Here is a 12,282-nt window from a genome sequence, read left to right as displayed (position 1 = left end):
GAACGGCGCCCAGTATGCGGCGGCTTGTGGGCAGATCGACGCCAAAACAGGTGAATCTCACCGCCGCCCAAGGTGAGAATCCGTGACATGGCCAGAGTGTGCATCCAATCAGCAGATTTCGACCTGGGCGCCGAAACGGCAGCCCTGCGAATGGGGGACGGCGGTATTGGCGCCGTCGTGGCGTTCGTCGGCACGGTACGCGAGCGCAGCAGCGGGGCGGCCGTGTCTCAGATGGAGCTCGAGCATTACCCCGGCATGACGGAGGCGGCCATCGAGGCGATGGTGGACGAGGCGTTCGCCCGTTTCGACATCCGGGCGGCGCGGGTCATCCACCGCGTCGGGCTGCTGCAGGCGCGCGAGCAGATCGTGCTCGTGCTGGTGGCCAGTGCCCACCGGGGCCAGGCCTTCCAGGCCTGTGAGTTCCTGATGGACTATCTCAAGACCCAGGCGCCGTTCTGGAAGAAGGAATTCACGCCCGACGGCGCCCATTGGGTGGACGCCCGCGAGGCCGATGACGCCGCCCTGGCGCGCTGGGGCATCACCGCGGGGAACGCGGCATGAATGCGCTGGTGATCTCGGTCGGTGCGGCGCTCGGCGCGCTCGCTCGCTGGCAGGCAGGCCTGCTGTTCAACACCCGCTGGGCGGGCTTTCCGCTGGGCACGCTGCTGGTGAACGTGGTGGGCGGGTTTCTGATCGGCATGGCGCTGGAGTGGTTTGGCCGCCAGCCCAACGACCTGTTGAAGCTGCTGCTCGTGACGGGCTTTCTGGGCGGGCTGACCACGTTTTCGTCGTTCTCGGGCGAGTCGCTGGCGCTGCTGCGGCATGGGGAGTTCGGCATGGCGCTGGCCCACACGGTCAGCCACGTGCTGGGCTCGCTGCTGGCGGCCTGGGCGGGCATGAAGCTGGTGCAGGCCTTGATTTGAGTCAACTTGAAAAGCGCTGAAAGGCGCCCACTTGGCTTCGCAACCGGAGGATTCATTCCATGCGTGCCGACAAGTTCACCACCCGTTTCCAAGAGGCGCTTGGCGAGGCCCAGAGCCTGGCCCTGGCGCGTGACAACCCCTACATCGAGCCCGTCCACGTGCTGTCGGCCATGCTGGCCCAGGACGACGGGCCGCGTGCGCTGCTGGAGCGCGCCGGTGTCAAGGCGCAGGGCCTGAAGACGGCGCTCGACGGCCTGATGGCCGGCTTGCCGCAGGTCAGTGGTGCCGGGCAGACCGTGCAGGCCGGGCGTGACCTCGTCGCCCTGCTGCAGGCGGCCGAGAAGGAAGCCACCAAGCGCGGCGACCAGTTCATCGCCAGCGAGATGTTCCTGCTGGCCCTGGCCGACGCCAAGACCGACCTGGCCGGCGTCGTGCGCGGCCACGGCCTGACCCGCAAGGCCCTGGAGGCCGCCATCGAAGCCGTGCGCGGTGGCCAGACGGTCGATAACGCCGAGGCCGAGGGCCAGCGTGAGGCGCTCAAGAAGTACACCCTCGACCTGACGGACCGCGCGCGGCAGGGCAAGCTCGACCCCGTCATCGGCCGTGACGAGGAGATCCGCCGCGCCATCCAGGTGCTGCAGCGGCGCAGCAAGAACAACCCCGTGCTCATCGGCGAGCCCGGCGTGGGCAAGACGGCCATCGTCGAGGGCCTGGCGCAGCGCATCGTCAACGGCGAGGTGCCCGACTCGCTCAAGAACAAGCGCGTGCTGGTGCTCGACATGGCCCTGCTGCTGGCCGGCGCCAAGTACCGCGGCGACTTCGAGGAGCGCCTGAAGGGCGTGCTGAAGGAAGTGGCGCAGGACGAGGGCCAGACCATCCTCTTCATCGACGAGATCCACACCATGGTGGGCGCTGGCAAGGCCGAGGGCGCCATCGACGCGGGCAACATGCTCAAGCCGGCCCTGGCGCGCGGCGAGCTGCACTGCATCGGCGCGACCACGCTGGATGAATACCGCAAGTACGTGGAGAAGGACGCCGCGCTGGAGCGCCGCTTCCAGAAGGTGCTGGTCGACGAGCCCAGCGTGGAGGCCACGATTGCCATCCTGCGCGGCCTGCAGGAGAAGTACGAGGTGCACCACGGCGTGGAGATCACCGACCCGGCCATCGTCGCCGCGGCCGAGCTGAGCCACCGCTACATCACCGACCGTTTCCTGCCCGACAAGGCCATCGATCTGATCGACGAGGCCGCGGCCAAGATCAAGATCGAGATCGACTCCAAGCCCGAGGCCATGGACCGGCTCGACCGCCGCATGATCCAGCTCAAGATCGAGCGCGAGGCCGTGCGCAAGGAAAAGGACGAGGGCTCGCAGAAGCGCTTTGCGCTCATCGAGGAAGAGCTGCAGAAGCTCCAGCGCGAGTACGAAGACCTGGAAGAGATCTGGACGGCCGAGAAGGCGCAGGCCCAGGGCTCGGCGCACGTCAAGGAAGAGATCGACCGCATCCGCCAGCAGATCGAGGAGCTCAAGCGCAAGGGCGACTTCAACAAGGTGGCCGAACTGCAGTACGGGCGTCTGCCGGAGCTGGAGAAGCAGCTGAAGGAAGCCCAGGCCAAGGAAGCGGGCAAGGCCGGCAACCCGGACCGGCCGCAGCTGCTGCGCACGCTGGTGGGTGCCGAGGAGATCGCTGAGGTCGTGGCGCGTGCCACGGGCATCCCGGTGTCCAAGCTGATGCAGGGCGAGCGCGAGAAGCTGCTCCAGATGGAAACCAAGCTGCATGAGCGCGTGGTGGGCCAGGACGAAGCCATCCAGGCCGTGTCCGACGCCATCCGCCGTTCGCGCGCGGGCCTCTCCGACCCCAACCGGCCGCTGGGCAGCTTCCTGTTCCTCGGCCCCACCGGCGTGGGCAAGACCGAGCTGTGCAAGGCGCTGGCGGGCTTCCTGTTCGACAGCGAGGACCACATGGTGCGCATCGACATGAGCGAGTTCATGGAGAAGCACTCGGTGAGCCGTCTGATCGGCGCGCCGCCGGGGTATGTGGGCTACGAGGAAGGCGGCACTCTGACCGAAGCCGTGCGCCGCAAGCCCTACTCGGTGCTGCTGCTCGACGAGGTGGAGAAGGCCCACCCGGACGTGTTCAACGTGCTGCTGCAGGTGCTGGACGATGGCCGCCTGACGGACGGACAGGGGCGCACGGTCGACTTCAAGAACACGGTCATCGTGATGACGTCCAACCTGGGCAGCCAGCACATCATGGCGCTGGCGGGGCAGGGCGAGGACGTGATCCGCGACGCGGTGTGGGGCGAGGTCAAGAGCCACTTCCGGCCCGAGTTCCTGAACCGCATCGACGAGACCGTGATCTTCCACGCCCTGGGCGCAGAGCACATCAAGTCCATCGCCAAGATCCAGCTGCGTCAGCTGGAAGCGCGCCTGGAGAAGATGGAGATGAAGCTCTACGTCAGCGAGGAGGCGCTGGACGAACTGGCCAAGGTCGGCTTCGACCCGGTCTTCGGCGCCCGGCCGCTGAAGCGCGCCATCCAGCAGCGGGTGGAGAACCCGTTGTCCAAGTTGATCCTGGAGGGCAAGTTCGGGCCCAAGGACGTGATCCCGGTGCAGATCGCCGACGGCGAGTTCTCCTTCGGCCGCGTGGTGCACTGAGGCCGCCGGCGGGCGCGCCCGCCGAGCGTCCAGACACGCCACCCGAGGCCGCTGCAGCCGCCCTGACCGCAAGGCAGGGCGGTTTTTATTGTCTTGTGTATAGAATGCGAATCGTTCTCATTTGTATTTGATGGCATGACGAGCTCGCACGAACGGTCGAACCGCAGCCCACAGCTGTCGCCAGCATCCGCCCGTCACACGCCCGGGCGGCTGTGGGGCTGGCCCGTGGCGCTCGGACTGCTGAGCGCCACGGGACTGGTCTCGGCCCTGGTGTCCGACGGCTGGGGCGACACCTGGTCGTGGCTCGCGCTGGGTGTGCCGCTGCTCGTCGTTGCCCGGTGCGTCCTGCGCCGCTGATCGTCCCTTCGTATTCACATCCACCTGCCTGATGACGCCTCCCGCCTTTCTCCTGACCGCCTGCGCACTGGCGGCCGCCAGCCTGCCCGCCCGCGCACAGACCGCTGCAACGCCCGCCGAATCACCTCAAGCCGCCAGCCTGCAGACCGTCGTGGTCACCGGCAAGCGGGCCAACCGTGTCTCGAAGGGCGCGACCGGCCTGGCGATGGACGTCAAGGAGACGCCGCAGACCATCAGCAACATCGACGGCGAGGACATGGCCAACTTCGGCCTGACCGGCAGCAACGAAGCGCTCGGCCTGGCCACCGGCATCAACGTCGAGCAGTACGAGACCAACCGCGCCACCTTCAATGCCCGCGGCTTCGACATCCAGCTGACCCAGGTCGACGGCCTGGGCATGACCAACGCCTGGGGAACGGTCGTCGGCCGTGAAGACACCTTCCTGTTCGACCGCATCGAGCTGATCCGCGGCGCCAACGGCTTGCTCACCGGCGTGGGCAATGCGTCAGGCACGATCAACTACATCCGCAAGCGTCCACTGAACCAGGACAACGGCGAGTTCAACCTGACCCTGGGCGCCTGGGGCAAGAAGCGAGCCGCGCTCGACCTCAACAAGGTGCTGACCGAGGACGGGGCCTGGGCGGGCCGGCTGGTGGTGGCGCATGAGGACAAGGACTCCTACCTGCGCGACTTGCATGACAAGCGCACCTCGGTCTATGGCGTGGTCGACGGCCAGATCGGCAGCCGCGGCGTGCTGACGTTGGGCCTCACGGCCGTGGACTCGAAGCAGGACTCGCCGATGTGGGGCTCGCTCACGCTGCGGCGTGCCGACGGCACCCAGGCCGACTTCCCCGTCGGCTCGTCCACCTCGCAGCGCTGGACCTACTGGAACACCCGGTCCTACAACGCCTTCATCGAATACGCCCACCAGTTGGCCGAGGGGTGGGAGGCCAAGCTGACCTACAACACGCGGCATGGCGACGAGTCGACGCGGCTGCTGTACGCCTACTCGCCCACCGGTGTGCTGAATGCCGACAACACCGGCGTTATCGGCTGGCCCTACCGCAGCGAAGGTGACACCGACCACCGGGTGCTGGACGCCAACCTGAGCGGCGACTTCACCGCTTTCGGCCGTCGGCACCGGTTGCTGCTGGGCGTGAGCCAGTCGCGCGAGAAGACGGCCGTGAACATCTTCCCGGTGCAGGATCACATGGGCGACGCCTTGCCAGCCTTCCCGTATGGCGGCGATGTGTACACCGAGCCCACCTGGGGTTCACGCCAGCCGAGCACCCGCGGCGAGCAGAAGCTCACTCGTCTATACGCCGCATCGCAGATCAGCCTGACGGACGAGCTCAAGGGCATCCTCGGCATGAACGCGGTGCGGCTGGCACGCAGCGGCGCTTCCATCTACGGCAATGCCGCGACCAACACCGTCTACCCTGACACCCGGGAGGTCAGCCCCTATGTGGGCTTGACGTATGCCTTCTCGCCCGCCGTGACGGGCTATGTGTCGTACTCCGACATCTTCCAGAACCAGGACCAGACCGACAAGAAGGGCGAGTACCTCGCCCCTATGAAAGGCGTCAACGCCGAGGCGGGTGTGAAGGCCGAATGGCTGGATCGCGCGCTGCTGACGACCTTTGCCGTCTTCACGGCGCGGCAGCAGGGGCTGGCGACCTACGGTGGCGTCATCACGGGCACGGGGACCTCGCTGGACGGTCAGTCCTGGTACGAAGGCAAGGACGTGAAGTCGCGCGGCTTCGAGGCCGAGGCCACGGGCCGCCTGGGCAAGAACGCCAAGCTGACCCTGGGCTACACCCACCTCAAGCTCACCGGCCCCGATGGCCAGGACATCTACGAATGGGTGCCGCGCAATACCGTCAACTTCCGTGTCGACAGCCGCCTGCCCGCATTGCCTGCCCTGCACCTGGGCGTGGGCGGGCGCTGGCAGTCGGAGGTGAGCAAGACCGGCGGTCCCAAGCAGGACGCCTATCTCGTGGCGAACGCCTTCGCGGCGTATGAGGTCTCACCAGCCGCCACGCTGCGCCTGAACGTGAACAACCTGTTCGACAAGAAGTACGTTGGTGGTCTGGCCTATGGCGCCATCTACGGCGAGCCGCGCAATGTGTCCGTGACACTGGACTACAAGCTCTGAGGCCGCCGTGACGCTGACGCCGCGCACCATCCGGCTGTGGGCCTGGCTGCACAAGTGGAGCAGCCTGGTCTGCACACTGTTCATGCTGCTGCTGTGCCTGACGGGCCTGCCGCTGATCTTCCATCACGAGATCGGCCATCTGACCGGCACCGAGATCGAGGCACCGCCCCTGCAGGCCGAGCTGGAGACGCGACGCGCCAGCGCCGACGAGGTGATGGCCGCTGCTCGCGCCCGCTACCCCGACCGCATCGTGCAGTTCATGGGCAAGTCCGACGACGATGAGCGCCTGTGGTGGGCCACGCTCACGCCCACACCCGCGCCGACCGACGACTACAAGTCCGTCATGGTCGATGCGCGCACCGGGCAGGTGGTGGGTGAGTACCGCGTGGGCGAGGGCTTCATGGACCTGATGTTCCGCCTGCACGTGGACCTGTTCGCCGGTCTGCCCGGCAAGCTCTTTCTAGGCTTCATGGGCTTGCTGCTGCTGGTGGCGCTGGTATCCGGCGTGGTGCTGTATGCGCCGTTCATGCGCAAGCTGGACTTCGGCACCGTGCGCCACGACCGCTCGGCCCGCACCCGCTGGCTGGACCTGCACAACCTGATCGGCATCGTGACACTGGTGTGGTGCTTCGTCGTGGGCGCGACTGGCGTCATCAACACGGGCGCTGACCTGCTGGTCAAGTACTGGCAGGTCGAGCATGTTGGCGAACTCGTGCGGCCCTACCAGGGCCAGCCGCTGGTGCCGGAGTCAGGCCGAGCGCCGCTGCAGCAAGCACTGCAAGCCGCCCAGGCCGCAGCGCCGGGCAAGCATCTGTACTTCATCGCCTTCCCCGGAACCACCTTCTCCAGCCCGCACCACACCACCTTCTTCATGCGGGGCGACACGCCGTTGACCGCCAAGCTGATGGTGCCGGTGCTCGTGGATGCGCGTACTGCGCGGGTGACTGCAGCACCGGAGTTGCCGTGGTACCTGGACGCGCTGCTGCTCTCGCAGCCCCTGCATTTCGGCGACTACGGCGGCCTGCCGATGAAGATCCTCTGGGCCTTGCTGGACATCGCCACGATCGTCGTGCTTGGCAGCGGCCTGTACTTGTGGCTGAAGAAGCGCGGGGCAGCGGGCTCACCAGCGCGACGCATGGTCCTCGGTGACGCCCAACAGGCGATGGACACGCCGCGCTGACACCCCCGGCGCCGCGCGTACCCAACCGTCGAACACACCCACCGGCTGCACGTATCGGCTCATCGCCACGCCCAGGTTCTTGTTCGCATGGCGAGCGCCTTCCGGCGTGAAGACGAGGTCCAGCATCCCGTCGTCCGTCGACACCCGCCACGGCCCCAGCGGCTGGTGGGGGTCGAACTCGAACTGCGCCGTGCCCAGGGCAATCGGTTGCTCGTCCAGCCACAGCACGTTCTCCTGCCCGCCGAAGTAGCCCTGCTGCAGGTTGAAGCCGATGCCCGGCGCATGCGCGCTGGCCCAGCGCCAATCGGTGTTGCGGGCCAGCAGGCCGTTGGAGGCGTCTAGCGCGCCCCAGGCGCCGTCCAGCGCGAAGCGCTCACCGCCCGCCTGGGCCCAACCACGCACGGGTACGGCGGTGGTCTTCTGGGTGGCGTGCGCGAGGCCGCCGCTGATCGGGCCGACGGCCAGCAGCGGCGGTGGCATGGCGTGCAGGTCCAGCCAGGCCTCGATCTGCAGGCCGGGGGTCTCGACCTGCAACGCCAGCAAATCGTCTGGCGTGTGGGTCAGCGACAGGCGGGCACCCGGCCCCCGGAACCACGCGTGGGCACCGGCCAGGGGTTCGTCCGACACGCCGCATTGCAGGCCCGGCAGGCCGTCCTGCGTCCAGTCGGCAAGCAGCCGGCCCCGGCGGCGGTCGAAGAGATAAGCGAAGGCTGAGCTGGCCCAGCCGATGTCCACGATGGCCACAGCCAGGAAGAGCTCGTCATGCCCCAAGCCCACGTACTGCCAACGCTTGTGATGCAGGCATCGCCACAGCCAGCCTGGGCGCGGGCGCAACCCGGACCAGTCCAGCCGTGCGATGCGGCCGACGTAGCGGCCGTGGGCGGGCAGGCCGTGGCTGACCAGTTGCGCAGGCGCGGGCGTCATGAGGCTTGCTGCCGGCGCCATTGCAGCGGTGCCTGGCCTGTCCATTGCCGAAAGGCGCGGGTGAAGGCGCTCTGCTCGGAGTAGCCCAGCAGCAGGGCCACCTCGGCCAGCTCGACGCTGCCATCGCGGAGATAGGCCTCTGCCAGTTGCTGCCGGGTCTGGCCCAGCAGGGTCTGGAAGCTGTGGCCGTGTTCGGCGAGGCGCCGTTGCAGGCTGCGGGGGCTCATCTGTAGCGCCTGGGCGAGGTCGGCGAGCTGCGTGCGGCCGCTGCGGATCAGTCCGACCAAGGCCTGGCGCCAGACCGCGACCGGGCCGCTGACGGCCGCGACCGACTGCAACAACGCCTCGGCCTGCGCATCGAGCAGGGCCAGCAGGGCCGGGTCGGCGCCTCGCATGGGCAGGGCCAGGTCACGCGTGGCGAGCACCACCCGGGTGACTGGCTGGCCGAAGCGGACGGTGCCGCCAAAGAAGTCCTCGTAGGGCCGCAGATCCGCTGGCCGCGGGTTGACGAAGTCCACAGCCCGGGCGCGCACCGCCTCGCCGGTGAAGGCGCGCGCCAGTTGCACAAGGGCCGCGATCGCGGTTTCGTCCACCAGCGCGCCCGGCCGGCCGCGCTCGACGCCCCATTCGATGCTGAGGCCGTCGGCGCTGGAGCGCACCTGGACGATGTTCACGTCGTAGACCGAGCGGTGATAGCGCTCGAGCCGCTGTAGGGCTTGCGCCAAGGTGTTGCAGGCCAGCGCCGCAAAGCCCACCACGCCGAAATGCCGCGGCGCGATGCCGCGTGCCAGTCGCAGGGCGAAGGTGGCCTTCGGGCCGGGGTCGAGGTCGCGCGCCTGGGCCAGCAGGGCCTGCCAGCGCTTGAGTGCGACGAAGGTCTCGCTCGGTGCAGGCGGCGGGCCCAGGGCGTCGGCGCGTCCGAGGGCTGCCATGTGCTCGAAGAGCAACTGCACATAGCTGGCGGCGACGCGGGTCTCATCCATGGGCTGGTCATCATGCCGTCTGCGCTGTCGCAGCTCGCTGGGTGATGACCCGCAGCATGGCGTGATCTGTCAAAAACGCGGCCCCTCAGGTCAAGATTTCGCCGGCCAGCCGGCGCACCATCCGGCGATGGATGCGCTCATTGACCTTTACCAGCGCCACTTCGACTGGCGCGACCTGACGCTGCTGCTGCTGTCGCCGGTCTTTGGTGTCTGCCTGGCGCTGGAAGCCTGGCGGTTTCGCCGCACGCGGGTGTTCGACTGGCGGGACACCTTCGACAGCCTCAACAGCGGCGGCAGCTACCTGGCCGTGGACCTGCTGCTGCTGGCCGCGCTGGTGCTGCCGGCCCTGGGCTGGGTGTACGAGCACCGCCTCTTCACGATCGACATCAGCCCCTGGCGCTTCCTTGGTCTCTTCCTGCTGGTGGAGTTGCTGTACTACGGCTTTCATCGCGCCAGCCACCGCATTCGATGGTTCTGGTGCGCGCATGTCGTGCATCACGGGTCGGAGCACATGAACTTCGGCACGGCGCTGCGGCAAAGCTGGTTCTATGCGCTGGCGGGCAACTGGCTGTTCTACCTGCCGGCGGTGTGGCTCGGCTTCGAGCCGCGCTGGGTGCTGTTCGCGCTGTCGTTGAACCTGGCCTACCAGTTCTTCGTGCACACCACCTGGATCGACCGGATGCCGGCGTGGTTCGAGTTCATCTTCAACACACCGTCACACCACCGAGCCCACCATGGGCGCAACCCGCAATACATCGACCGCAATTTCGGCGGCACGCTGATCGTGTTTGACCGCCTGTTCGGCAGCTTCGAGCCCGAGCAGGAGGCGGTGGACTACGGCCTGGAGCATCCGTTCCCGACGCACAACCTGTTCTGGCTGAACGCGCATGAATGGCGCGCCATGTTCCGCGACATGGCGGCCGAGACGTCCTGGCGCCTGCGCCTGGCCCACCTGTGGATGCCGCCGGACTGGCGCCGGCATGGCAACGGCTTTCGCGATCAGGGCTGAAGGTGGCGTGCCAGGAACGCCTCCAGGCGCTGCGCGAAGTCGACGCGGTTCTTGATCACCGCAAAGCCATGGCCTTCGCCGGGGTAGGTCACCCACACCGGGTCATTGCCAGCGGCCTGCAGCGCCTCGCGCATGCGCTTGCCGTGGGCCAGCGGCACGCGGCGGTCGTCCTCGCCGAAGGCCAGCAGCACCGGCGCCTTGATGCGGGCCGCGAGCTTCACGGGTGAGTGGGCCGCAATGAGGGCGGCGTCCTTGTCGGGGTCGCCGATCATCTCGGGCAGGGCGTACTGGCGAGCCAGGCTGGTGGTGTCGTCCCGCACCCACCAGGAGCCGCGCAACAGCAGGTCCAGGTCCGTCACGGCGATCCAGGCGACGCCGCAGCGGTAGAGGTCGCCGTCCCGGGCCAGCCCCATCAGCGTGCTGTAGCCGCCATAGCTGGCGCCGGCGATGCAGGCCTTGTCGCTGGCCAGGCCCTGTTGCTGCGCCCAGCGCAGCGCATCGGCCACGTCGTCCTGCATGGCCTGGCCCCATTGCTTGAAGCCGGCCTTGAAGTGTGTGTCGCCGTAGCCGGTGCTGCCGCGAAACTCGGGCTCGATGACGACATAGCCGCGCGACGCCAGGAACTGCGCCATCGGGTGCCAGCGCCAGGTGCCGCCGCGTATCCAGGGGCCGCCATGCACCAGCACAACCGCGGGCAGCGGACCCTTGGCGTTGGGAGATCGGGTCACCCAGACCGGCAGCTCCAGGCCGTCGCGCGCCGGCACGCGGGCCAGCTCCATGGTGGCCATCTGTTCGGGCTTCACGTCCGGCCGCATGCGGCCAAGCGAGGTCCAGGGTTTCTCGCCCTCGGCGGGCTTGGCCTGGTAGTACAACAGCCGGCCTGGGTCGCGGTCGCTGCTGCTGCGCACCAGGGCCACCATGTCGGGCTGGCCGCAGCGGCGGCAGCTGATCCGGTTCACGGCGCCGGGCAAGAGGCGATCGGCCTGTTGCTGCAAGGCTTTCATGGCGTCGTCGAACCAGACGGTGGCCTCGCCGTCCACTTGCACACGCACGCCCAGCGCCGTGCGGCTGCCCTCGGACAGCAGCTCGCCGCTGAAATCGAAGCCCGGTGTGACGACCAGCGGCTTGGGCTCGGGCGCCTGGGCGGCGAAGTCATAGCGCGTCAGGACGTGCAGCCGATGCGGGCCTTCGGTGCGGGTCACGTAGAGGTTGCCGGCGTTGTCGACCGACACCGGCTGGAAGGGCAGCTTGAACTGGTCGGCGTCGTAGAGCTGCACCCAGTCCTTGCTGCCGGGCGCACGCCACCAGGCGCCCCGGCGGCCTTTTTCCATGGTGATGGCCACGCGCGGCTCGGCGTTCTCGTCGGTCAGCCAGCCCACCGTGTTACGGGGCTGGTCGAAGCTCACGCTGCGCGTGCGGCCGGTGCGGGTGTTGAGCCAGAGGGGCGTGAGCGTGTGCACTTCGCCCAGCCCGTACTCGGCGATCAGCACTTCCTCGTTCGGCTGGCCGGGCTGCGGGGCGGGCACGCGCAGCACGAAGTGATTCCAGTCCAGGATGCGATCGTCGCCCCCATTGCTGATGAAGGGCTTGCCCATGCGGCGAACCCACTGGCGCATCGGCTTGCCGTCGGTGGCGACGCTGAAGAGGCCGGGCGCGCCCTGGGGGCGGCCGCTGCCTTCCGACAGATCCGTCACGCCGAAGATCAGCCGCTCGTCGTTGACCCACCGCACCTGGAAGACGTCGCCATCGCTGAACTGGGCCAGACGCTGCATCTGGCCGCCTGGGCCCATGTCGATCACCACCAGCCCCACCCGCGTGGCGCCCTTGGCCGAGGTGATGGCCAGCCGGCGGCCCGAAGGCGACAGCACGGCCTCGATGATGTCGGCGTCCTTGAAGAACAGCTCGGCGGGTGGTGGCGCCGCCTGCGCAGGGGCGGCCAGCGAGGTGGCCAGGGTGATGGCGATGGCGGCGGCGTTCGCGGCCCGACGGGCCCAGCACGTCAATGGGTTCATGTCTCCTCCAGGCGCGGCAGCATAGGGCTCGCGCCCAGGCGGGCAAGCCCCTCCCTCAGGGCAATCCTCACCTCGCGCCGGGTGC

General features: G+C 68.2%; 10 protein-coding genes. 7 read left to right on the top strand and 3 right to left on the bottom strand.

Annotation, left to right across the window (positions count from 1 at the left end; all coding sequences use genetic code 11):
- Positions 1 to 87: 87 nt before the first annotated feature.
- From CDO81_RS11260 to CDO81_RS11235, 6 genes are all read left to right on the top strand, one after another.
- Positions 88 to 561, top strand: coding sequence for a molybdenum cofactor biosynthesis protein MoaE (locus CDO81_RS11260; RefSeq protein ID WP_088483297.1), 474 nt, complete (start codon positions 88 to 90; stop codon positions 559 to 561).
- Complete coding sequence (crcB, locus tag CDO81_RS11255; protein ID WP_088483296.1) at positions 558 to 923, top strand: fluoride efflux transporter CrcB; 366 nt, start codon at positions 558 to 560, stop codon at positions 921 to 923. The genes CDO81_RS11260 and crcB overlap by 4 nt, the downstream gene beginning before the upstream one ends.
- 59 nt (positions 924 to 982) lie before the next feature.
- A complete protein-coding gene (gene clpB / locus CDO81_RS11250; RefSeq protein ID WP_088483295.1) occupies positions 983 to 3,577 on the top strand; it encodes an ATP-dependent chaperone ClpB in 2,595 nt (864 codons plus the stop codon).
- Positions 3,578 to 3,712: 135 nt separating this feature from the next.
- Entirely contained in the window at positions 3,713 to 3,934 is a 222-nt protein-coding gene (locus tag CDO81_RS11245; RefSeq protein ID WP_241516957.1) for a hypothetical protein, read from the top strand.
- A gap of 31 nt (positions 3,935 to 3,965) precedes the next feature.
- Entirely contained in the window at positions 3,966 to 6,089 is a 2,124-nt protein-coding gene (locus tag CDO81_RS11240; RefSeq protein WP_088483294.1) for a TonB-dependent siderophore receptor, read from the top strand.
- Between the two features lie 13 nt (positions 6,090 to 6,102).
- Positions 6,103 to 7,269 (top strand): PepSY-associated TM helix domain-containing protein, encoded by a 1,167-nt coding sequence (locus CDO81_RS11235; protein ID WP_088483357.1) that lies wholly within the window; start codon positions 6,103 to 6,105, stop codon positions 7,267 to 7,269.
- On the opposite strand, the gene CDO81_RS11230 is transcribed toward CDO81_RS11235, so the two are convergent.
- Positions 7,210 to 8,193, bottom strand: a complete 984-nt coding sequence (locus CDO81_RS11230; protein WP_088483293.1) for a DUF2804 domain-containing protein — start codon at positions 8,191 to 8,193, stop codon at positions 7,210 to 7,212. The two genes, CDO81_RS11235 and CDO81_RS11230, sit on opposite strands and share 60 nt — an antisense overlap.
- On the bottom strand, positions 8,190 to 9,176 hold the full coding sequence (locus CDO81_RS11225; protein WP_088483292.1) for an AraC family transcriptional regulator: 987 nt from the start codon (positions 9,174 to 9,176) through the stop codon (positions 8,190 to 8,192). The genes CDO81_RS11230 and CDO81_RS11225 overlap by 4 nt, the downstream gene beginning before the upstream one ends.
- A gap of 127 nt (positions 9,177 to 9,303) precedes the next feature.
- Here CDO81_RS11225 and CDO81_RS11220 point away from each other — a divergent pair, with 127 nt between their 5' ends.
- On the top strand, positions 9,304 to 10,185 hold the full coding sequence (locus CDO81_RS11220; RefSeq protein WP_088483291.1) for a sterol desaturase family protein: 882 nt from the start codon (positions 9,304 to 9,306) through the stop codon (positions 10,183 to 10,185).
- Here CDO81_RS11220 and CDO81_RS11215 read toward each other — a convergent pair.
- A complete protein-coding gene (locus CDO81_RS11215) occupies positions 10,176 to 12,197 on the bottom strand; it encodes a S9 family peptidase (protein WP_158218245.1) in 2,022 nt (673 codons plus the stop codon). The two genes, CDO81_RS11220 and CDO81_RS11215, sit on opposite strands and share 10 nt — an antisense overlap.
- Between the last annotated feature and the right edge of the window lie 85 nt (positions 12,198 to 12,282).

Source organism: Roseateles puraquae (assembly GCF_002205845.1).
Taxonomy (GTDB): Bacteria; Pseudomonadota; Gammaproteobacteria; order Burkholderiales; family Burkholderiaceae_C; genus Pelomonas; species Pelomonas puraquae.
This window is presented reverse-complemented; position numbering and strand designations above follow the sequence as displayed.

Bases quoted from the DNA above. Each gene is read 5' to 3' on its own strand.
- CDO81_RS11260 (WP_088483297.1), top strand. From the start codon at position 88: ATGGCCAGAGTGTGCATCCAATCAGCAGATTTCGACCTGGGCGCCGAA.
- crcB (WP_088483296.1), top strand. From the start codon at position 558: ATGAATGCGCTGGTGATCTCGGTCGGTGCGGCGCTCGGCGCGCTCGCT.
- clpB (WP_088483295.1), top strand. From the start codon at position 983: ATGCGTGCCGACAAGTTCACCACCCGTTTCCAAGAGGCGCTTGGCGAG.
- CDO81_RS11245 (WP_241516957.1), top strand. From the start codon at position 3,713: ATGACGAGCTCGCACGAACGGTCGAACCGCAGCCCACAGCTGTCGCCA.
- CDO81_RS11240 (WP_088483294.1), top strand. From the start codon at position 3,966: ATGACGCCTCCCGCCTTTCTCCTGACCGCCTGCGCACTGGCGGCCGCC.
- CDO81_RS11230 (WP_088483293.1), bottom strand. From the start codon at position 8,193: ATGACGCCCGCGCCTGCGCAACTGGTCAGCCACGGCCTGCCCGCCCAC.
- CDO81_RS11225 (WP_088483292.1), bottom strand. From the start codon at position 9,176: ATGGATGAGACCCGCGTCGCCGCCAGCTATGTGCAGTTGCTCTTCGAG.
- CDO81_RS11220 (WP_088483291.1), top strand. From the start codon at position 9,304: ATGGATGCGCTCATTGACCTTTACCAGCGCCACTTCGACTGGCGCGAC.
- CDO81_RS11215 (WP_158218245.1), bottom strand. From the start codon at position 12,197: ATGAACCCATTGACGTGCTGGGCCCGTCGGGCCGCGAACGCCGCCGCC.